The following is a 22071-nucleotide window of genomic DNA, read 5'->3' as shown; positions in this document are numbered from 1 at the left end:
ACAATATGGAAATGACAGTCGATGTTCTTCTAAATAGTCTGCTAGAAACAACATTACGCTTAGAGAAAGTAGTAAGTGTAAAGGATTCTGAACCAGATGCATGGTTGTCCATATTGGACGAAAGAGAAGAAATGATTTCTCAAATACAGCATCAGGGTTTAGACAATGAATCGCTATCTGCCTTGCAAAAGCAACAGCTGGAGCAAATTTACGAGATTAACCAACGCCTCATTCCCCTGATCGATGGAAGAATGCAAGGCGTCCAGCAACAACTTAACAGCCTCCAACGAAGCAAGCTCGCAATGAATACGTACAACGAAGCAGGTCCAAACGGCTATGGTGCCTTTTTCGACCGCAAAAAGTAAAAACGGCCGGGGAACCGGCCGTTTTCTTTTCACCACTTATGCACGAATATCGATCGTTTTTCCAAGAGATGGATGACTTGCCTGCGCGGCTTGAACATTTTGCTGCGTCTTAGCAAAACCCTCCAACATGATAGAAGCTTGCGCTTGCGCAGTCTCCTGCACCTGCTTCGTCAAACTAATGGTAACAGCTTGCTTTAATTGTACGGCATTCACAGATGATCACCTCTTTACTAGAATTACTTTCTTTATCATTATCGACATTTTTTATAACAAGCTTCACTATAACCATGACTCTATTCTCTCTTCTTTATTCCACCATCTGCTATACTTTAAGAACAACTTGCTGAAAAACTAGGAAGGTGAATCACTTTTGTCCACAAAACGTCGCTCACTCGTCTTAATCGGAGCCGTCCTCCTCATCTTCATACACGCGGTCTACCTAAACGGAACCTTATCGGACCTCCTCAACGTAACCGCCGTCGAGCTAGTCGCGCTCTCCGTTGTCATGTCCTACGCAGTCAAACGTAAGCATCTCGACTTGAAAAAAATCTGGCGCCTGCTCATTCACGGTCGGCAAAGCAACGTCGAAGAAACGATCAAGCGCTTCTACTACTATGCGCTCGTCCAGAAGGAACAGGGCTATATCGCGCTCGAAAAGGAGCTGCAACAAGAACCCGATTCGTTTATCCAGCGAGGATGCTTACTGGCGGTCGAGGGTGTTCCCGAAGAAGAGCTGCGTCTAATTCTGGAGAACGAGCTAAAGGGCGAGCAGTATCGCTACCAACAGTCGGCAGGGTTCTTCCGTCTGATCAGCTTGCTGGCACCGGGGATGGGGCTGGTAGGTACGCTCTTGGGGATGACGGGTGTACTGAAGTCGCTCGAAGACATGGCCTTGACCGGACACAGCCTGAGCGCAGCGGTCGTGGCGACGTTGTATGGCGCGCTCTTGGCGAACTTGTTCGCGTTGCCATGCTACTACCGCCTGATGGATCTGTACGACCGGGAAATGTTTGAAAAGCGTCTTTTCATCGAAGGCTGTGTTGGTCTCCAGCGCATGGAGACACCACGCTTGTTGTTTGAAAAGCTGAACTCCTTCTTGCCAGGTGACCAAAAGCTGGTGCTGATTAAAGAAGCAGGCAGCATGAAGGGCACGATTGAAAGGCAGGACCGCTATGCATGACGACCGGTTATACGACGAAAAAGAGCTAGAAAAAAGCTGGCTGCTTAGCTACAGTGACCTGATTACACTGTTGTTCGTGATCGTGATTATTATTGCGGCGACACAGACGAAGAGCATTCAGTCACAAAAGGAAGATGTCCAAAAAGAAAAAGCGAGCTTGGAGAAGGTACATGAGAGTCTCGACCTGCTCAACCTGCAAAAGCTGGAGCTACAGCGAGAGGTCTACCAATTGGAGGCTCGCCAGAAGGAGCTCAAGGGAGAAAAAGTAAAAGAAGGCTCCGAAGACACCGCAAACGTGCCGAAGCGGCCGATGGGCCTGTCTGACTCGAGTGAGCGCGATATGGAGACGGTACGCAACCAGCTATCCTCCGCTTTGGCTGAGCTGAATCTCGACTACGAGGAGACCGAGGAAGGCCTGCGTATCCGTTTGCCGGAAACAATTTTGTTTACGAGTGGTTCGGCAGACCTACAGGCCCAAGGGAAGCAAGTCGTCGGGACGGTAGCAGGGGTTTTGAAGCGCTTTGAGCACAAGGTGCGAATCGAGGGCTATACAGATGATGTGCCGATATCTCGCAGCTCCTTCCAATCCAACTGGGAGCTATCCTCAGCGCGCGCGATCTCTGTCATGCGTGAAATGGTGGATGCTAACTCCTTACCAGCGTCTCGCTTTACAGTGGCTGGCTTGGGCGAGTACAAACCGCTTGTGGATAACTCCAACGCGGAGAACCGTGCGAAGAATCGTCGGGTAGAGATCGTGATTTTGGGGGAAAAATAATAATTCATTATTTTCAGATAAAAGCAGGATTTTTATATGCAGGATAGAACTATATCCCGTATATATGAATCCTGTTTTTTTGCTGCTAGATATACTTATTTTCCCATTTCGTTCCCCTTACTTTCGTACTAAAGTGGCAGAATATACAGGAAAATAGTTATGCCCAGCTTGTGCACAATGGTATGTGGATAATGTGGATAACTCTGTGGAGAACGCAAAAAATCCGTAATTTCCATGTGGACATTGCTGGGGACAAAATGGGCAGATAGAGAGACACAAGGGGGATTTCGAGATGCGTATCGGGACAAATTGGTTCAAATCGCTCGCGTTGGTCGTCGGTGTGGGGATGCTCCTCGCAGGCTGTGGATCGGGTGGTCAGCAAACGTCTGGTAGTGGCGGAGCGAGTGGTGGTTCGGCTGACAAGGTTTACGTAGTGGGTACAGATGCGGCATATCCACCGTTCCAAATGCTTGAGGCTGACAAGATTAGTGGCCATGACATCGATGTGATGAACGCGATCGCGGAAGCTGGCGGATTCAAGATCGAATGGAAAAACACCGGGTGGGACCCGCTTTTTGATGGACTGGATAAAGGGACGGTTGATATTGGAATCTCGTCTATCACGATCACGGAGAAGCGCAAGGAGAAATACGATTTTTCGGACTCATACTTTGAAGCGAATCAACTCATTCTGGTAGCGGAAGATTCTCCAGTGACGAAGCTGGCAGATTTGAAAGGCAAGAAGATCGGGGTTCAAGCTGCGACCACGGGTGAAGAAGTGGTCAAAAAAGCGTTTGGAGATACCTATGAAGGCTTGAAGGGCTATGATGATATGCCATCTTCCGTCGATGACTTCTTTAATGGTCGAGTCGATGCAGTAATTGGCGACAATGGCGTTTTGTCATACTACGTGAATAAAGTAAAAGATAAGAAGTTTAAGCTGATAAAAGATGATTCCTTTGAAAAGGAATTTTACGGAATTATCGTGAAAAAGGGCAATGCCGATGCGATTAACAAAATTAACGACGGATTGAAAAAGATAAAAGAAAATGGAAAGCTGCAGGAAATTTACACCCAGTACTTTGGCAATAAGTAGGCAGCAAAATGGCCGGGTGCGTCTTTTGACGTAGCCGGCGTTTGTTCGCAGCTTGGCTTGCTGACAGGAAGAAGGGAGGATGAGCCATTGGACTGGAGTGTCATCTACGACTACCGTGAACTGTTTATCCGAGGCATTATGAATACGATTTTACTAACGGCAGTGGCTACGGTTTGCGGAACATTTTTGGGGTTATTCATCAGCTTGGGCAAAATGTCCTCCAAGCGAATCTTACGTTGGACTTGTTCGATTTACGTAGAGCTGTTTCGGGGAACTCCGATGCTGGTCCAAATTTTGCTGATTCATTTTGCGGTGATTCCGTCGATTTGGGGTATTCTGTATCCGGGAGCGAGCAGCCCGGAAGCGATTTATTCAGGCTTCGTCGCGCTTTCACTCAATGCGGCTGCCTATATGGCGGAAATCTTTCGGGCCGGCATCCAATCGATTGATCCGGGGCAAATGGAAGCGGCACGATCACTTGGCATGAACAAGGGCCTTGCGATGCGCCAAATTATACTTCCGCAAGCGTTTACACGAATGTTACCTGCGATCGGAAATGAGTTTATTGCTCTTTTGAAGGATTCATCTCTTTTGGCAGTAATCGCGACACCGGAATTAAACTACGCAGCCATGAACGTGGCGAAAAGTACATTTGAGCGCTACCCCCCGTATCTAACAGAGGCGGCGGTTTACCTGGTACTTACGTTGTTCTTGTCCCGTATAGTCGTAAGAGGATTAGAGAAAAAATATTCCACGCGGTAGTGAGTGAGCCTGTGAAGACGAAACAATAGCAAAATCCCTCTGATTCCTTAATCGGACAGGGGGATTCGTTTTTTCACGTGTTTAACTGATCATTCTTTGAATGCGTAGCGAACGCTGGAGTCTCAGGTCTATAAATTCATTCCCTCTACGAACGAGAGGGCGCATAGGCTCATCAGTATGAATCATAATGATTTCGACGTGGTCGCCATTGTTTAAAAGCGCATGGGAGCCGACGTAAAGCAAGATAATGTAATGGATAAAACGAGATACAATCATCGGATTTAATTGACCTGTACAAGCTGACTCCCACAGAACATTCGCGGCTTCAAAGGGAGAGGTTCCCTTCCGATACACGCGATCTGTGCATATCGCATCAAATGTGTCTGCGACACTGATGATTTGGCATTCAAAAGGGATGCCATCTTTTTTTTGTCCGAGAGGATATCCACTTCCATCCCAACGTTCGTGGTGCATCAGGGCGCACTGTGCCAGCAAGTTGTCGGCATCGTCCATGGTGCGCAGAAGCTCGTAGCCGTATACGGTATGCTTTTTCATTATCGTATATTCTTCGTCTGTCAAACGTTCTGGCTTGGACAGTAGCTCATCGGGAATTTTCATCTTGCCGATGTCATGAAGAAGACCTGCAAGGCCCAAAAAATGAACATCACGTTGCGGCAATCCTATGATTTTTCCGATTAAAGCTGCCACGATACCTACATGCAGGGAGTGGCGATACGTATAGCTTTCTGTTCCTTCATTCAAATAAATGAAGCGCAGAAATCTCATGTGATGAAGAACTTGATCGAGCATAGGGTGAACAGCGTCGCTAAATTGTTGCAGTTTGGGAGTACCCCCATTTGCGAGCTGGTTAAATAAATACTCGGTTTTTTGTACGGCCACCATATAGGCCTTTGCAGCCTCCGACTCACTCCAATGAAGGAGAGGAAAGGGCATTTCGGGTGCTTCCGAGTCTGTAGTAACGTGTACGGCTTCTACCTGGTGGGCCTCTAGTAGTCGTATATCACTAAGATGAAGGATTGCACCAGCGGGTAGTAAAAGCAGCCCGTATTCATTGTAAACGTCTTGAGCGAGCGTTGTTCCGATAAGTGAATGGGAAGGTTTTACCTCTGCCATGAGGACTCCTCCAGTGCGATGTACGACCGCGATATAGGATGGGATGATTACGTGTCCTATTATAGCATAGGGAATCTAGTAAGTATTGGTAAAATAATGTCGGATATTGATGGTTTGTAAAAGATTTGCAAAGATTTTTTTAAGCTGAGTGGAAGGATTATTTACAGAGGTGGCGAATACGTATGTATAGACGGAAGGAGGTTGGAACCATGAAATTTAACATTCGTGGAGAAAACATTCAAGTCACCGCTGCACTTAGAGAATATGTCGAAAAGAAAGTCGGCCGTCTGGAAAAATATTTTGAAACTCCACAGCCTACAGAAGTACAAGTCACCATGCATGTACACAGAGGAGAAGGCACGATCGAGGTAACGATCCCGTTGAGTGGGGTGATTATCCGAGCGGAGGAAACGCACGAAGATATGTATGCTGCTATCGATCTGGTAGTAGAAAAGCTGGAACGTCAGATTCGCAAACACAAAACGAAGCTGATGAGGAAACTTCGAGTGGATTCGACTGGAAGAATCGCACAGCGTGAGAGTCAGCCAGTAGCAGTCATGATCCCGGATGTGGATGAGGAGGATATCGACATCGATATCGTTCGAACCAAACGCTTCGATCTGAAGCCGATGGATGCACAGGAAGCGGTCATGCAGATGGATATGCTGGGACACAGCTTCTTCGTTTTCCAAAACAGTGACACCAATGACGTCAGTGTGGTGTATCGCCGCAATGATGGGCGTTATGGATTGATTGAACCAAAATAACGAAACTTTACACATTCTCATTCGTATAAGACTAGGGAGTTGCTATTGGCAACTCCCTTTACTTGTGTAGAGGATGCTCTATTTGATAAAATATCTTTTTAGAAAGTATTATTTTCGTAGAATCGGTATCCTTTTTTATTATTGGACTCATGCCGGCTTGTGCATTTTTGTTTGGCAGTATATGGAAGGGGTGTCCTCATGCTAGGACTCGTTAAAAAGATATTCGGCGATAGCAATGAACGCGAAGTAAAGAAAATGTTTAAGCGTGTAGAAAGTATCAACGCACTGGAACCAACGATTAAGGCACTCTCGGATGACCAATTGCGGGAGAAGACAGCTGAGTTTAAGGCTCGCTTGGCAAATGGAGAAGAGCTGGACAAAATTTTGAATGAAGCGTTTGCCGTTGTACGTGAAGCGTCGATCCGTGTACTGGGCATGCGTCACTTCGACGTCCAGATGATTGGTGGTATGGTGCTTCAGGAAGGTCGTATCTCCGAGATGAAGACGGGGGAAGGTAAAACGCTGGTTGCGACACTAGCGACATACCTGAATGCCCTGATGGGAAAAGGCGTCCACGTCGTTACCGTGAACGAATACTTGGCTGAGCGTGACTCGAGCATCATGGGTAAACTGTATAACTTCCTCGGGCTGACAGTCGGTTTGAACAAGAATGGACTGAACCCAGAAGAAAAGCGGGAAGCATACGCATGTGATATTACGTATGGTACGAACAATGAGTTTGGCTTCGATTACTTGCGTGACAATATGGTTCTGTACAAGGAACAAATGGTGCAACGTCCACTCTTCTTCGCTATCATCGACGAGGTGGACAGCATTTTGATTGACGAAGCACGTACGCCGTTGATCATCTCCGGTTCTGCTAACAAATCGACAGAGCTGTATTACATCTGCTCGCATTTTGTGAAGCGCTTGGAAGAAGAAAAAGATTTCACAATCGATGAGAAGCTGAAAATCGTCAACCTCACAGATGATGGTGTAAGCAAAGTCGAACAGGCATTCAACATCGACAACCTGTACGATACGGCACATATCACGTTGAACCACCACATTACGGCGGCGTTGAAAGCACAAGTGCTGTTCAAGCGCGATGTCGATTATGTGGTGCAGGAAGGCGAAGTGGTGATCGTCGATGAGTTCACCGGCCGTCTGATGGTTGGACGTCGTTACAGCGATGGCTTGCATCAAGCGATTGAAGCCAAAGAAGGTCTGCGTGTTCAGAGCGAGAGCATGACACTGGCGACCATTACCTTGCAAAACTACTTCCGTATGTATGAGAAGCTGGCGGGTATGACAGGTACAGCGAAGACGGAAGAAGAAGAGTTCAAAAAGATTTACGGTCTCGATGTTGTGGTTATTCCAACGAATAAGCCAGTACAGCGTGTCGATTCACCTGACCTTGTTTTCAAAACAGAGGCAGCTAAATATCGTGCGGTTGTAAACGACATTGTGGAGCGTCACAAAAAGGGCCAACCGATCCTGGTAGGTACCATTTCTATCGAAAACTCGGAGCGCTTGTCCCAAATGCTGAAGCAAAAAGGCGTACCGCATAACGTATTGAACGCGAAGCAGCATGAGCGCGAGGCAGAAATTGTTGCACGTGCAGGTGTGTACGGAGCGGTGACCATTGCCACAAACATGGCGGGTCGTGGTACGGACATTCAGCTTGGCGAAGGTGTTGCGGAGCTGGGCGGTCTTCATATTATCGGTACAGAACGTCACGAGAGCCGCCGGATTGACAATCAGCTGCGCGGTCGTGCCGGTCGTCAGGGGGACCCGGGTTCATCCCAGTTCTTCCTCTCGATGCAAGATGAGCTCATGCGTCGTTTCGGTGCGGACAATATCATGAATATGATGGATCGTTTGGGTATGGAAGAGGATATGCCGATCGAGAGCCGCCTGGTTACTCGTGCGGTAGAATCCGCGCAGAAGCGTGTAGAGGGATCGAACTTCGATGCACGTAAAGGCGTTCTCCAGTACGACGACGTGATGAATCAGCAGCGTCTGGTTGTCTACAAACAGCGTAAAGACATCCTGGAACACGAAAACCTCAGCGATGTTGCTTTGAATATGATCTACGCAGTGATGGAGCGCGCAGTGTCTCTGCATTGCCCAAAAGAAGAGGTACCAGAGGATTGGGATCTGCAAGCATTGGCCGATGCTGCCAACAATGGATTCCTCTATGAAGAAACGATTACGGCTAAAATGCTGAAAGGCATGGAAGCAGAGGAAATTCTCGAGCTGTTGAAAGCAGAAGTCGATAAGCAGTACAAACAGCGTGAAGAAGAAATCGGCGAATCGATTCGCGAGTTTGAAAAAGTCGTTATTCTGCGTGCTGTCGACAGCAAGTGGATGGATCACATCGATGCAATGGATCAGTTGCGTCAAGGGATTCACCTGCGCGCCTACGCACAAAACGATCCGCTTCGTGAGTACCAGTTCGAAGGATACGAAATGTATCAAGGTATGCTGGCTGCTGTTCAGGAAGAAGTCGCTATGTATATCATGAAGGCCGAAGTCAGCCAAAACCTGGAGCGTCAAGATGTCATTCGCGGTCAAGGAATCGATATGGACAACTTGCAAACCTCCGGACCATCCGATCGTCCAGATCCGGAGACCTCCGGTGATGCTGATCCGAAAAACCGTGCACAGCGTCGCGCTCAGGAGCAGGAACGCAAACGCCAAAATAAGAAACAATAAGCAATAACAGAACATTCTTCTCGTATCGGCAAATTCGGTACGAGGGGAATGTTTTTTTCTTGCCCATTCCTAATGCCTTGACAGTATTCGTCCTCATCTATTCTTCCTCGTCTGATATTAACGATCTATTTGTCTAACACTGGTAAATGTGATCGAACGATTCAGGTGGTAATTATCTGAAAAATAAATAGAATCGTAAGTACAACACTTTTACCAAAAATTCACGAAGACGGGGGAATGAACAAATGAGAACGTCAGTGAACGTGATGGGGATACAAACGAAGAATACGATGGAGCGCATTTCCGTTACTTTAAAAGCAGTCCTAAAGACAGGAAAAGAAAATAAAAAAGTACAGCTCATTGAAAAGGAGGAGGGAATCGAATTACCGAGAGTCATCTCAGCGCAAGACCCGGTCTTTGAGGACAAGCGACTGATGGAGGAAATTCCGGAGCCGAATTGGAATGAGGCCTTGATCGCACCGCCGAGTGGAATGGTGGATCGAACGCGTGAAAGTCCGCTATCCAAAACCTATCGAAAAACACACAACTGGAAGCGACAAGCTATCATCAAGCAAGCATACCAGCAAAAAGCAAGCGAAGCTCGGCGTACCCATCTCAATCTGGTTGCTGCCCCACAGGTGGAAAATAAACAACCACATGAAATCCGAGACCTGAGATCCTCGCCATCACCACCTGTGGTAACGTAAAAAAGGTAGCGGCGAAGTCCCTTTTCTAAACGTGACAAGCTGCCGTATTTGCGCATCTGGCAAATTACGTTACAATAAAACATAGCTTACGTAAAGAGAAGGTGATTCGCAACATGGCATTAATCGATATTGCGGACATCAAACAAGAGATGTCTAGCATGGCTAAGCGTTTAGCGGATATCAGGGGGTCTCTTTGACCTCCCAGTAAAACAGGAACGAATCGGTGAACTGGAAGAGCGCATGCTGGCACCCGATTTTTGGGATGACAACGATGCAGCTCAGAAGACAATCAGTGAACTGAATGCAATCAAAAGCCTCGTGGAGACGATGGCCAAGCTGGATTCCCAGTACGAGGATCTCCAGGTAATGTTGGAACTCGTCATCGAAGAAGGGGATTCCTCCCTCATTCCAGATCTGTATGACAGTACGCAGGAGCTGCGCAAGTCATTTGAGAGCTTTGAGCTGGAATTGCTTTTGAGTGATGAATACGACAAAAACAACGCCATTCTGGAGCTACATCCGGGAGCGGGTGGTACGGAGTCCCAGGATTGGGCGTCCATGCTTCTACGTATGTATACACGTTGGGGGGATGCCAAGGGCTTCAAGGTCGAAACATTGGACTATTTGCCTGGCGATGAAGCCGGTGTAAAAAGTGTCACTCTCCTCATTAAGGGTTACAATGCGTATGGCTACCTCAAATCAGAAAAAGGGGTTCATCGTCTTGTGCGGATATCTCCGTTTGATGCCTCTGGACGTCGACACACATCGTTTGTGTCTTGCAACGTCCTGCCGGAGATCGAAGACGATAACGTGGTAGACATACGTACTGAGGACCTGAAAGTCGATACGTATCGTTCCAGTGGTGCGGGTGGTCAGCATATCAACACGACTGACTCCGCTGTAAGGATTACTCACTTGCCTTCTGGAATTGTGGTGACGTGTCAAACAGAACGCTCCCAGATTAAAAACCGAGAGCGTGCGATGAAGATGCTGACGGCACGACTGTTTGAGAAGAAACGGGAAGAACAAGAGAAAACGTTGGCCGCGATTCAAGGTGAACAAAAAGATATTGCATGGGGCAGCCAAATACGTTCCTATGTCTTCCACCCATACAGTCTGGTAAAAGACCACCGGACGAATATGGAGGTAGGGAACGTTCAAGCAGTCATGGATGGTGAAATTGATTCGTTTATCGATGCCTATCTGCGCGCGCAGATTAATCGTTAAACGAAACAGTAGGCTTCAAGGCTTTTGGTATGGAGATCGATACGGTGGTTCCTTTGCCAACATCGCTGGCGATGTTGATGGTACCGCCGTGATCGCGAATAATTTTTGTGCTTACCATTAACCCCAGGCCAGTTCCTGTTTCTTTTGTACTATAAAAAAGCTCTCCTAATCGGGGAAGTAGCTCGGCAGGGATGCCTTGTCCTTGATCGCTGATTCGGATGATCACATCAGAAGGGCGCTCTACAACCTTGATTGTGAGATTTCCACCTAACGGCATGGCTTCCATGCCGTTTTTTATGATGTTTATGAAAACTTGCTTGATTTGATATTCCTCACACAATATGAGGGACGTGACTTGCGGAAAATCAGTGAGAATGGATACATTTTTAAGAAGTGCCTGCGGCTCCAAAAGCTTAATGACAGACGAAAGCAATGGCAAAAGGCCGTTGGGAGCAAATCGCAACGTTTGCGGCTTGGCCATTATTAAAAGCTCACTGGTAATCGAAGTAATCCGGTCGATTTCGGATCGCATAATTTGCAGGTATTGCTGATTGGCGAACTCGTCCCCTTCCATGAGTTGAATAAACCCTTTCAAGGCCGTAAGCGGATTGCGAATTTCATGTGCGATACCTGCGGCAAGCTCTCCTAGAACGGAAAGCTTGTCAGAGTAACGAAGCAATTCTTCTGATTGCCGACGTTCTGTAATATCACGTGCCACAAAAACCGTGCTGAGAATATGACCGTTTGAACAAACGTCAGGTGTCCCCTTCACATCGAAAAGCAACATTCTACCGTCTGGGTGCGGGTAATGGTACTCGGCGTCGAGCGTGGCCTTCTGCTTCAACATTTGAGCAAAATCGTTCTTGGCGTTGGTTACTTGTTCAGGATGAATCAAGATCGAAAAATGCTGGTTGATCACTTGATCAATCGTGAGACCAGTTACCGCCTGAACAGAAGGGGAAGCGTAGGTAATCATTCCGTCCACATTTACAATAAAAATCAAATCCATAATGTTTTCGGATATTAACCGAAAGTTCTCTTGCATCTGATGAAGAGCCTCTTCCATTTTCTTCTGCTGCGTGATGTTTCTGGCAATGGAATAACGGCTGATGATTTCGCCGTTTTGAAAAATGGGAAAGCTGGAAGCGATAATATCCACAACCTGCCCGTTTTTATGGAGCAATTGATAATGCTTATTTTTTCTGATTCCTGTGGAGAGGATTTGTTGTTGTTTCTTACTATCAAGACCCTCAGTAGAAGCGAGGATTTCCCAAATTTGCATACGCAGCAATTCTTGAGAGGTGAATCCTACCAATGCTTCACCAGCAGCGTTTACGCCTGTGAATCTGCCCTGCATGTCGAACATGAAAACAGCGTCAGGATTGTTGTGGAAGAGAGATGTATATAACTGTATCTGCGTGTCCATACCTATCCGCCTCTCTGTTGCTACTTGCTACCTTTGAATCGTTCGCTGTAGAAAGGAAAAATCCTACTAGACCAAAGTCCGTATTCATAATTATGTTATACTTCTGAAAAGAACAAGGTCATGAAAAAGGAGAGAAACGGTCATGTTGTATGTCGCATTTTTGCCAATCGTGAATCAAGAGTTGAATGCTCAAGTAAGACCTGCGCATCTTTCGTATATCAATGATTTGTACAAGCAGGGAAAAGTGGTCATGGCAGGACCCTTTACAGATAAACTTGGCGGATTGGTTATTTACAAAGCGGATTCTCTGGAAGAAGCCCGCAAATTAGCTGAGGCTGATCCAGTTGTTGTGGAAGGCGCGCGGACGTTGGAGTTACGTGAATGGAGTCCATTGGAATTTCCTTTGTCCTAAATGGCTGTAGTAAGAATGAGAAGTGGTAGTTGGAGGCATACTTAGCGAAGAAATCCGAATAAAGGAGGGAACAGCCTTGAAACGTATTCCACTCGTTTTGACAGCGGCTGTACTCGCATTCTCGCTAAGTGCCTGTGGTACCAGCAAGCAAACACAGCCGCCAGCACAACAACCAGCACAACAACCTGCGACAGAAACGCCGGCAGGTGAAAAACCGGCGACAGAAACACCAGCACCTTCGACGACGCCATCCGGCAGCTATGATGCAGCAACTGCAGAATCCACGTTCAAAAATACTTGTTCAGGCTGCCACGGACAGACGTTGGAAGGGGCAGTTGGACCGAACTTGCAAAAGATCGGTAGCGAGTTGAACAAGGAACAGATCCTGGCCATTTTGGAAAAAGGAAAAGGAGCAATGCCTCCGGGTCTCGTCAAAGGAAAAGATGCAGAAAACATCGCTGCATGGTTAGCGGACAAAAAGTAAACAGGGCAACAAACCAGCGCTCGAGCAATCGGGCGCTTTTTTCTTTGGACGTAAAAAAGTTTTTCTGTTGTATTCTATATGGATTTTTATTATTATTCATGTATAAAAATACAGGTAGGAATAAAGGGGAGAGAGCATGGTTCGGGTCGGAATTGTTGGAGCAACGGGGTATGGTGGCGCGGAGTTGATCCGTCTTTTGGCTGGGCATCCGCATGTTGAGATTGCCAGTTTATATTCAAGTTCATCTGAAGGCGATGGCTTGGAAAAATCGTTTCCACATGTAGCTGGGCTCGGGTTGCCCACATTGTCACCAATTGATGCAGACAGCATGAGCGGTGTGAACGATTTGATCTTCCTTGCTACACCTGCGGGAGTAAGTAGCACGCTGTCCCCCAAGTTGGTCGAAAAAGGCGTGAAGGTTATTGATTTATCCGGGGATTTTCGTCTGGTAAACGGTGCGGTCTACAAAACGTGGTACAAACATGAGCCTGCCCCGTCCCAATGGGTAGAAGCGGCGGTTTATGGTTTAACCGAGTGGAATCAAGAGCAAGTGGCGGGTGCGAGTCTTATCGCGAATCCTGGCTGCTATCCCACTGCTACGCTCCTCGCCTTGCTTCCGCTGATGAAGACAGGTTGGGTACAGTCAAACAGTTGGATCGTTGATGCCAAATCAGGTGTGTCCGGTGCTGGACGTGGAGTATCGCTAGGGGTTCATTACAGCGAGACTAATGAAAGTATTCATGCTTATAAAGTTGCGAGTCATCAGCATACACCAGAAATTGAACAGGAGCTGCAAAAACAGAGCGGGGAAGAGACGCTTGTTCAATTTACGCCGCATCTGGTGCCGATGACGCGCGGGATTTTAGTCACGGCTTACGGACAGCTAACGGCTGATGTCACTCAAGTGCAAATCCAGGAGCTATATGAAGCTACTTATGCGGATAAGCCTTTTGTGCGTGTACGTCCCGCAGGCAGTCACCCACATACGAAAGAAGTTTATGGCTCCAATTACTGCGATATCGCCATCCATGTTGATCAGCGCACGAAGCGTGTGATCTTGCTGTCGGTAATCGATAACATGATGAAGGGCGCAGCCGGTCAAGCTGTACAAAACATGAATGTCATGTTTGATTTGCCTGAGAAAACGGGCTTGCCGCTCGTACCTGTGTACCCGTAGAGGAGGAGAGCAGATGCAAGGAATTGTTGTGATCAAATGTGGCGGAAGCACCATGGATCAGCTGCCTGACTCCTTCTTTCAGGCGATTGCCGGACTGCAGGCGCAAGGACAAGAGATCGTCATCGTCCATGGGGGCGGACCTGCCATTAACAGTATGCTCGATCGAGTTCAGATCACTCCGCAATTTGTCGATGGGCTGCGTGTTACCTGCGAGGACACGCTGCGTGTTGTAGAGATGGTCTTATGCGGCAGTATCAACAAGGCGCTGGTAAAAAGACTGACGCAGGCAGGAGCCAAGGCTTGGGGAGTTAGTGGAATCGATGGTCAGACCCTTTTAGCAACAAAAACGCCGAAGCCACTCGGGTGGGTAGGAGAAATCAAGAAGGCGGATATGACTATTCCGAAAGCGATTCTTGAGCAGGGCTTCGTCCCAGTGATTGCTCCCCTTTCTGTTAGTGAAGATGGCACAGAGACATATAACGTCAATGCGGATGTAGCCGCAGGGGCGATAGCAGCAGCACTTAGCGCCGAAAAACTGATCATGGTGACAGACGTTCCGGGCATTATGCAGCCACAGCCAGACGGAACCAAGGCAGTAGTGTCAGCCACAAGTGCAGAAGAGATACAGGAAATGATTCGGGAAGAAATTATTACTGGCGGAATGATTCCGAAGGTTCAGGCAGCTCTCGACGCTCTCGGACAAGGCGTGGAGCAGGTTGTCATCTGTCGGGGAACCGCTGAAGATCTGCTCGGTGTTTGTGCGGGGCAGGCAGTTGGGACAACAGTCCGTATGAATGTCAATTACGCTTAGGATGAGGAGGGAAATGAATATGCATACAACAACAGCGCCTGTGCATCTCATGAATAACTATGCGAGATGGCCAATCAGTTTGGTAAAAGGACAAGGAAACCAGGTGTGGGATAATCAAGGCAGGCAATATCTCGATTTTACCTCGGGAATTGCCGTGACCTCGTTAGGGCATGTCCCGCCAAAAGTAACGGCAAAGCTGCACGAGCAGCTCGATACGTTGTGGCATTGCTCGAATCTAGTGCATGTTCCTCAGCAAGAGATTTTGGCGGAAAAGCTGAGTCGTCTGTCTGGGCTGGATCAGGCCTTTTTCTGCAACAGTGGAGCAGAGGCGAATGAGGGCTTGATCAAGCTCGCCCGTCGCTATGCACAAAAAATAAAAGGGACCGATCGTTACGAAATCATCAGCTTTGAACAGTCTTTTCATGGGCGGACATTGGCCACCCTGACGGCTACTGGGCAGGAAAAGGTGAAGGACGGCTTCGCACCACTGCCGCAAGGATTTGTCACGGTTCCTTACAACGACCTTGATGCGGTCAAGTCAGCCATTACAGACAAGACATGCGCGATCATGCTGGAGCTGGTACAGGGAGAGGGCGGCGTGCATCCGGCAGAAGAGGCGTGGGTGAAGGCGCTGCGTGAATTGTGCGATGCGCACGGGTTGCTCCTGTTAATCGATGAGATTCAGACTGGGATTGGCCGCACGGGTACATGGTTTGCCTTCCAGCACTATGACGTGAAGCCAGATGCGATTTCATTGGCAAAAGGCTTGGGAAGTGGTTTCCCGATTGGAGCGGTCGTCGCGACCAAGGAAGTAGCAGAAGCATTTGCTCCGGGTACGCATGGTACCACTTTTGGCGGGAATCCATTGGCAGCAACTGCTGGGATCGCGACGCTTGCGACGATGGAAGAGGAGCAGATCTTGGAGCGGGTAGCTCATATCCATGACGTATTGATCAAAGAGCTGGAGAAGCTCAAGGCGGAGCATCCAGACAAAGTGGTTACGGTTCGGGGAAAAGGTCTGCTTCTCGGTGTGGAGCTAACGATTCCTGCTGGTGAGCCGGTTGCGTATGCACGGGAAAAAGGAGTCATTCTGCTGATGGCTGGCCCACAAGTAGTGAGACTCTTGCCTTCGTTTGTAACGACAGACGAGGAAGTAAAGCAGGCCATTACTGTATTAAGCGAGGCACTGTCGCAGGTTTAGATGAAAAAGCAAAGAATGCAACGAGTGGAAGTGGTCAAAAAACTCGTTGCATTTTTATAATCCCGAATGTATATTAATACAAAAGGTTGCATAAATTTTCGGTAAGAGCAATCAGGCCGGCGCCCATTGGAGAGGAGTGGCTTCATAGATGGATAGAGAGAAACAATCGTTAGGAACAGGGTATTTAACGCTGGAGAGCGGCGAGGTTTTTACAGGAAAGCTGTATGGCGCACCCATTAACGGATTCGGAGAAGTGGTTTTTCATACAGGAATGACGGGATACCAAGAGGTGATGACCGACCCTTCCTTTGCAGGGCAAATCGTTACCTTCACGTATCCCTTGATCGGAAACTACGGGATCAACGAAAAGGATTATGAAGCAGCCAAGCCAGCATTGACAGGGATGATTGTCAGCGAGCTATGCACGGAGCCAAGTCATTACGAATCAAACATGACTTTGGCCCAAGCCGCAGAAGCATTTGGATTCCCGATCCTTGCGGGGATTGATACGCGAACGATTACCAAGCGCGTCCGTCAAGACGGTACCGTATTCGGTGTTATTTCCGATCAGCCTATGCAGGTAGAGGAAGTGGTGTCCCTGCGCTACAAGCACGCCAAGAAATCATTAGTTGCCAACGTATCCAGACAACAGGTGGAGCGTTATCCCGGAACAGGGGAGCATGTCGTCTTGATTGACCTCGGCATGAAGCAATCGATTTTGGATGCCCTTCTCCAGGAAGGCTGCCGTGTTACAGTCGTTCCTTTTGATACGAGTTTTGCTCAAATCAATGCTCTCGCACCAGACGGCTTGTTGTTTTCCAATGGGCCTGGCGATCCGGAGCACTTACTTGCGTATTGCAGCGAATGGCGCAAAGCTGTGGAGCAGTACCCGACATTGGGTATTTGTTTGGGGCATCAAGTGTTGGCACTAATGTACGGCGGCAAGACAGAGAAGCTCGCATACGGTCACCGCGGTAGCAATCATCCGGTCAAGGATCTAATGACTGGCAAAGTATATATGAGTTCACAAAATCACGGGTACGTGGTCAAGGAAGAGTCTCTGGATAAACGTCAGCTAACGGTTTCCTATCGCAATGTCAATGACGGTTCAGTCGAAGGATTGCGTCACATCAGTCTGCCTGTTTTCAGTGTGCAGTTTCATCCGGAGGCACATCCGGGTCCGAGTGATACATCCCACATTTTCCACCAATTCTTGCAGTCGATGCGCGTAGTAGGAGCGAAGAGATATGCCTAAATTGCCACACATTCATAAAGTATTGGTCATCGGTTCTGGCCCGATCGTCATTGGGCAGGCAGCGGAGTTTGATTATGCAGGTGCACAGGCTTGCCTTTCCCTAAAAGAAGCTGGCGTGCAGGTCGTGCTGGTAAATAACAATCCGGCAACGATCATGACAGATGAACAAGTAGCGGACAAAGTATATCTGGAGCCGCTCACGGTGGAATCCGTAACAGCTATTATCGCAAAAGAGCGTCCCGATGGTCTCTTGCCAACGCTAGGCGGCCAAACAGGACTTAATCTTGCTGTTTCGCTGGCAGAAGCGGGCGTGCTGGAAAAGTATAGCGTGGAGCTGCTAGGTACGCCGCTGGCTGCCATTCAAAACGGGGAAGACCGTGAGCTGTTCAAGCAATTGATGCAACAAATCGGAGAGCCTGTTCCAGAGAGCGATACAGTCGAATCTGTAGAGGCAGCAATCGAGTTTGCGAACGCTATTGGCTATCCAGTGATTGTCCGTCCTGCTTATACACTCGGAGGAGCAGGTGGCGGGATCGCAGGGGATGAAGCGTCCTTGCGAAAGGTTGCAGCAGGTGGGATTGCAGCCAGTCCAATCGGTCAGGTACTGATTGAGCGCAGTGTAAAGGGCTGGAAGGAAATCGAATACGAGGTCATGCGAGACGCAAATGATACCTGCATAATCGTGTGCAATATGGAAAATTTGGACCCGGTAGGTATTCATACGGGAGACAGTATTGTCGTTGCGCCTTCGCAGACGCTGACAGATCGTCAGTACCAAATGCTGCGCAGTGTATCAACGAAAGTGATTCGTTCGCTTGGGGTAGTTGGCGGTTGCAATATTCAATTTGCGCTCGATCCGCATTCTGATCGGTATGTGCTGATCGAAGTAAATCCTCGTGTCAGTCGGTCCAGTGCGTTGGCGTCCAAAGCAACAGGCTATCCAATCGCGCGGATCGCAGCCAAGCTCGCATTGGGCTACGGGCTGGATGAAGTACTCAATCCAATCACGGGCTACACGTACGCTAGCTTTGAACCAGCGTTGGACTACATCGTTGTCAAAATCCCGCGCTTCCCGTTTGACAAATTTCCACTGGCAGACCGCAAGCTGGGGACGCAAATGAAAGCAACTGGCGAGGTCATGTCGATCGCCCGTAATCTGGAAGCAGGACTTTTGAAGGCAGTTCGTTCTTTGGAACAGGGCTGCACACATTTGACTCGACCAGAGCTGGCATCATGGACGCGTGAGGAGCTGGCCCAATCCTTGCAGGACGCGACGGATATCAGACTATTTGTTTTTGCCGAGGCGATTCGCAAAGGCTTTACAGAAAGTGAGCTACACAATCTGACTGGTGTCGATCCGTTTTTCTTGCGGAGCTTGCGTAAAATCGTGGACTTGGAAGTAGAGCTGTCTTGTCACGACAGCAAAACACTAACCCCAGAACTGTTGTTGGAAGCAAAGCGTCGCGGGTTTGCCGATGAAACCATCGCTACACTAGTTGGTGCTACACCTGCCGAGATCAAATCACTTCGTCAAGAATCAGGCATTACGCCTACTTATAAAATCGTGGACACTTGTGCGGCAGAATTTGATGCCCAAACCCCTTACTACTATTCGGATTGGCAAGGAATAGATGAGGTCGAGTCACTGTCTGGCCGCAAAGTTCTGGTACTTGGCTCAGGTCCTATACGCATTGGTCAGGGAATCGAATTTGACTACTGCTCTGTGCATGCAGCCAAAGCACTTCAGGCAAGCGGTATTGCGGCAATCGTTGTAAACAACAACCCAGAGACGGTCAGCACTGACTATGAAACAGCCGACCATCTTTATTTTGAACCGCTTCACGTAGAAGACGTGCTGCATATCGCAGAACGCGAACAGGTTGAGGGCGTCATGGTTCAGTTCGGTGGTCAAACCGCGATCAATTTGGCAGCCAAGCTGGAGAACGCGGGGCTGAAAGTAATGGGTACGTCGCTTACCGCAATCGAACGCGCGGAGGATCGCGAGCTGTTCTACGCCATGCTGCGCAAGCTGGACATTCCGCATATCCCCGGTAAAGGAGTATCGTCCTTGGAGGATGCAACCGCGATAGCGGAGGAGATTGGTTTCCCTGTTTTGATGCGACCTTCGTACGTCATCGGCGGGCAAGGTATGGTAGTTGTCCACAATATCGACGAGCTGCAAGCTACCCTTCACGACTGGTTGAACCATCCGGAAATGAGTATGTTTTTCCCGCTCCTCGTGGATAAATACGTTCCAGGAAAGGAAGCAGAAGTAGACGCGGTATGCGACGGACAATCTGTTATCATTCCAGGGATTTTCCAGCATGTGGAGAGAGCGGGCATCCACTCAGGCGACAGTGTAGCCTTGTTCCCAGCTCCTCATCTGACGGATGACATCAAGTACAAAATCGCGAGCTATACAGAAGCAATCGCGAAGGAAATGGAAGCGGTCGGATTAATCAATATCCAGTTCGTCATTGATGGGGAAACGGTTTATGTACTGGAGGTAAATCCACGGGCATCACGGACCGTACCGATTACAAGCAAAGTGACTGGCATCCCGATGGTTCAACTGGCGGTTCGCGCACAATTGGGTGAAAAGCTGTCGGAGATGGGTTACGGTACAGGGCTATTGCCAGAGATTCCGTTTGCAGTCGTTAAGGCGCCGGTTTTCTCCACGATTAAGCTAAACGGTGTAGACCCGGTACTGGGTCCAGAGATGAAATCGACGGGCGAAGTTCTTGGCTTGGGGCATTCTTTCGAAGAGGCAGCAGGCAAAGCCTTTGCTTTCAAGGACAATTTGTACGGCGACTGGCAAAAAGGTCAGTTGGTCATGATTTCTCTGGCAGATGGAGATAAGCAGGAAGCTGTAAGAGAGCTGCTGGGGCGACTCCAAGCTGACGGGGCGGAACTGGCGGCGACTCCCGGAACGGCCGAGTGGCTGGCATCCAAAGAAATTGTCGTGAAGCATATCGTGGCAGATGAAGCGGCGTGGATCGAGCTGTTGCAAAAGGAAGAAGCGGCCTTCGCTCTCGTTACTGCGACGAAAGGCAATCGTCAGGGCCGGACAGGATTTGCCCTGCGAAGCAGGATGGTACAACAGGGTGTGCCATTGTTCTCCGCTGTCGATACGTTCGAGTTATACGTGAGGTCTATTCTGAAGAAAAGAGGTGGCTCGCATGCAGCCAGTGAAGATATTGGAACACTTTCAAAACTTGCCGTTACAAAAGCATAAAGGAAAGGACTTCCTGCGCGTCGATGAATTCAACGGGGAAGAATTGATGGAGCTGCTCCATCTGTCTGCTCACGTCAAGCAATTGCAAAAGCTGGGTCAGCCATTCCAGCCTCTGCAAGGCAAGACGTTGGGAATGATCTTTGACAAGGCTTCGACCCGCACGCGTGTCTCCTTTGAAGTAGGGATGCACCAGTTGGGCGGCTTGGGTATGTTCATGAGCGGAAAAGAGCTTCAGCTCGGACGTGGGGAGCCGATCAGCGACACAGCAAAAGTTCTCTCTCGGTACGTGGATGCCATCATGATTCGTACCTTTTCCCACTCCTATGTAGAAGAGCTTGCTCTGCACGCGTCGATCCCCATTATCAATGGTTTGACTGATCTGTACCATCCTTGTCAGGCATTGGCTGATCTGCTGACGATCTGGGAGCATAAGGGCAAGCTAAAAGGAATCAAGCTTGCCTACGTAGGAGACGGCAATAATGTGGCGAACTCACTGGTGCTGGGCGCAGCTCTGCTAGGTCTTGATGTACGGGTGGCGACTCCGGTAGGCTACGAAATGGATACAACCATTGTCGCAAAAGCTACAGGGTACGCGAAACAAAGCGGTGGAAAAATGATGGTGACCACTGATCCGATAGAGGCTGTCATGGGGGCAGATGCTGTATACACGGACGTTTGGACTAGTATGGGTTTTGAAGAAGAAAATGAGGTGCGATTGAAAGCATTTGCCGACTATCAAGTGAACGAAAAATTGGTAGCAGCGGCAGACCGTGATTATCTCTTCTTGCACTGCTTGCCAGCACATCGTGGGGAGGAAGTGACAACCGGGGTCATCGACGGATCGCGCTCTGTCATTTTTGATCAGGCTGAAAATAGATTGCACGCACAAAAAGCGATCTTGGCGGCGCTGGTGTGAACATAGTTCTAGTTAAATAGAACTATCTGCAATTAAATCGAATAGACTATGAATCTATGATTGCCGAATTTTGTCACTTATGTGTAAAATAAAGGTAGGAAAGAAGCGAAGAAGTACGGACTGTATCTGGTCGCTTGGTCCGTATGGAGCCAGTAGCGAATCCAGCCTTTTCCGTAATGGAAAAGGAAAGGGGAGCAGGGGCTGTACTTGGTCGCTTGGCCTCTGCATCACGGACAGTAGCGAAGCCAGCTTTCTCCACTATGCTTGAAGGAGGGGAAAAGAAAATGAAAAAATGGTTCGCGGCAATTATGATGGTGGTAGCAATCGTAGCAGCTACTTCTGCAAACTTCCATATTGGATAAATAAGCGTATCGGAGAAACAAACACCGCTTGGCTGAGTGGTGTTTTTTCTTCAAGCTTGGA

21 protein-coding genes and 1 riboswitch are annotated in these 22071 nt (G+C 48.5%); of the genes, 18 read left to right on the top strand and 3 right to left on the bottom strand.

Annotated elements, in window-relative coordinates; genetic code table 11:
• Positions 1-5: 5 nt before the first annotated feature.
• Positions 6-365, top strand: coding sequence for a flagellar protein FliT (locus BBR47_RS26615; protein ID WP_041749685.1), 360 nt, complete (start codon positions 6-8; stop codon positions 363-365).
• Between the two features lie 36 nt (positions 366-401).
• Here the strand turns inward: BBR47_RS26615 and BBR47_RS30680 are convergent, their stop codons facing one another.
• Positions 402-578, bottom strand: a complete 177-nt coding sequence (locus BBR47_RS30680; RefSeq protein ID WP_015893542.1) for a putative motility protein — start codon at positions 576-578, stop codon at positions 402-404.
• Between the two features lie 157 nt (positions 579-735).
• On the opposite strand from BBR47_RS30680, the gene BBR47_RS26610 reads away from it, so the two are divergent.
• The 4 genes from BBR47_RS26610 to BBR47_RS26595 all read left to right on the top strand — a co-directional run bounded on the left by BBR47_RS26610 (position 736) and on the right by BBR47_RS26595 (position 4178).
• Positions 736-1545, top strand: a complete 810-nt coding sequence (locus BBR47_RS26610) for a motility protein A (RefSeq protein ID WP_015893541.1) — start codon at positions 736-738, stop codon at positions 1543-1545.
• The gene (locus tag BBR47_RS26605) at positions 1538-2320 is read left to right on the top strand and encodes an OmpA/MotB family protein (protein WP_015893540.1); all 783 of its coding nucleotides are present in this window, start codon (positions 1538-1540) and stop codon (positions 2318-2320) included. The genes BBR47_RS26610 and BBR47_RS26605 overlap by 8 nt, the downstream gene beginning before the upstream one ends.
• Before the next feature lie 292 nt (positions 2321-2612).
• A complete protein-coding gene (locus BBR47_RS26600) occupies positions 2613-3416 on the top strand; it encodes a basic amino acid ABC transporter substrate-binding protein (RefSeq protein WP_015893539.1) in 804 nt (267 codons plus the stop codon).
• 87 nt (positions 3417-3503) lie between these two features.
• Positions 3504-4178, top strand: coding sequence for an amino acid ABC transporter permease (locus BBR47_RS26595; protein ID WP_041749684.1), 675 nt, complete (start codon positions 3504-3506; stop codon positions 4176-4178).
• Positions 4179-4259: 81 nt separating this feature from the next.
• Here BBR47_RS26595 and BBR47_RS26590 read toward each other — a convergent pair whose 3' ends face one another.
• Positions 4260-5312, bottom strand: coding sequence for an HD-GYP domain-containing protein (locus BBR47_RS26590; RefSeq protein ID WP_015893537.1), 1053 nt, complete (start codon positions 5310-5312; stop codon positions 4260-4262).
• A 209-nt stretch (positions 5313-5521) separates the two neighbouring features.
• On the opposite strand from BBR47_RS26590, the gene hpf reads away from it, so the two are divergent.
• The 4 genes from hpf (at position 5522) to prfB (ending at position 10731) form a co-directional block, all read left to right on the top strand.
• Positions 5522-6079 (top strand): ribosome hibernation-promoting factor, HPF/YfiA family, encoded by a 558-nt coding sequence (gene hpf, locus BBR47_RS26585; RefSeq protein WP_015893536.1) that lies wholly within the window; start codon positions 5522-5524, stop codon positions 6077-6079.
• 198 nt (positions 6080-6277) lie between these two features.
• The gene (gene secA, locus BBR47_RS26580; protein WP_015893535.1) at positions 6278-8797 is read left to right on the top strand and encodes a preprotein translocase subunit SecA; all 2520 of its coding nucleotides are present in this window, start codon (positions 6278-6280) and stop codon (positions 8795-8797) included.
• 245 nt (positions 8798-9042) lie between these two features.
• Entirely contained in the window at positions 9043-9504 is a 462-nt protein-coding gene (locus BBR47_RS26575) for a hypothetical protein (protein ID WP_015893534.1), read from the top strand.
• Between the two features lie 113 nt (positions 9505-9617).
• A protein-coding gene (prfB, locus tag BBR47_RS26570) for a peptide chain release factor 2 (RefSeq protein ID WP_015893533.1) occupies positions 9618-10731 on the top strand; the annotation gives its coding sequence in 2 pieces (ribosomal slippage) (positions 9618-9698 and positions 9700-10731; 1113 coding nt in all).
• Here prfB and BBR47_RS26565 read toward each other — a convergent pair.
• Positions 10721-12157: a PAS domain-containing sensor histidine kinase gene (locus BBR47_RS26565; protein WP_015893532.1), complete on the bottom strand. Its 1437-nt coding sequence runs from the start codon at positions 12155-12157 to the stop codon at positions 10721-10723. The two genes, prfB and BBR47_RS26565, sit on opposite strands and share 11 nt — an antisense overlap.
• A 142-nt stretch (positions 12158-12299) precedes the next feature.
• On the opposite strand from BBR47_RS26565, the gene BBR47_RS26560 reads away from it, so the two are divergent.
• The 9 genes from BBR47_RS26560 (at position 12300) to BBR47_RS31025 (ending at position 22010) form a co-directional block, all read left to right on the top strand.
• Positions 12300-12569: a YciI family protein gene (locus BBR47_RS26560; protein ID WP_015893531.1), complete on the top strand. Its 270-nt coding sequence runs from the start codon at positions 12300-12302 to the stop codon at positions 12567-12569.
• 76 nt (positions 12570-12645) lie between these two features.
• The gene (locus BBR47_RS26555) at positions 12646-13053 is read left to right on the top strand and encodes a c-type cytochrome (RefSeq protein WP_041749682.1); all 408 of its coding nucleotides are present in this window, start codon (positions 12646-12648) and stop codon (positions 13051-13053) included.
• Positions 13054-13189: 136 nt separating this feature from the next.
• Positions 13190-14230 (top strand): N-acetyl-gamma-glutamyl-phosphate reductase, encoded by a 1041-nt coding sequence (gene argC, locus BBR47_RS26550; RefSeq protein ID WP_015893529.1) that lies wholly within the window; start codon positions 13190-13192, stop codon positions 14228-14230.
• A gap of 13 nt (positions 14231-14243) precedes the next feature.
• The gene (gene argB, locus BBR47_RS26545) at positions 14244-15041 is read left to right on the top strand and encodes an acetylglutamate kinase (protein ID WP_015893528.1); all 798 of its coding nucleotides are present in this window, start codon (positions 14244-14246) and stop codon (positions 15039-15041) included.
• 19 nt (positions 15042-15060) lie between these two features.
• Positions 15061-16242: an aspartate aminotransferase family protein gene (locus BBR47_RS26540; RefSeq protein ID WP_015893527.1), complete on the top strand. Its 1182-nt coding sequence runs from the start codon at positions 15061-15063 to the stop codon at positions 16240-16242.
• 148 nt (positions 16243-16390) lie between these two features.
• Positions 16391-17497 (top strand): carbamoyl phosphate synthase small subunit, encoded by a 1107-nt coding sequence (locus BBR47_RS26535; protein WP_015893526.1) that lies wholly within the window; start codon positions 16391-16393, stop codon positions 17495-17497.
• Positions 17490-20732, top strand: a complete 3243-nt coding sequence (carB, locus tag BBR47_RS26530) for a carbamoyl-phosphate synthase (glutamine-hydrolyzing) large subunit (protein ID WP_015893525.1) — start codon at positions 17490-17492, stop codon at positions 20730-20732. Before BBR47_RS26535 ends, carB begins: the two co-directional genes overlap by 8 nt.
• Positions 20677-21648: an ornithine carbamoyltransferase gene (gene argF / locus BBR47_RS26525; RefSeq protein ID WP_041749681.1), complete on the top strand. Its 972-nt coding sequence runs from the start codon at positions 20677-20679 to the stop codon at positions 21646-21648. The genes carB and argF overlap by 56 nt, the downstream gene beginning before the upstream one ends.
• A gap of 92 nt (positions 21649-21740) precedes the next feature.
• A riboswitch (cyclic di-GMP riboswitch) is annotated at positions 21741-21822 on the top strand.
• Positions 21792-22010, top strand: a complete 219-nt coding sequence (locus tag BBR47_RS31025; RefSeq protein ID WP_041749680.1) for a hypothetical protein — start codon at positions 21792-21794, stop codon at positions 22008-22010. It overlaps the preceding riboswitch by 31 nt.
• The last annotated feature ends 61 nt before the right edge of the window (positions 22011-22071 follow it).

The organism is Brevibacillus brevis NBRC 100599 (assembly GCF_000010165.1).
Lineage (GTDB): Bacteria > Bacillota > Bacilli > Brevibacillales > Brevibacillaceae > Brevibacillus > Brevibacillus brevis_D.
Note: the sequence above shows the minus strand (reverse complement) of the source record. Positions and strands in the feature narration are given on the sequence as shown.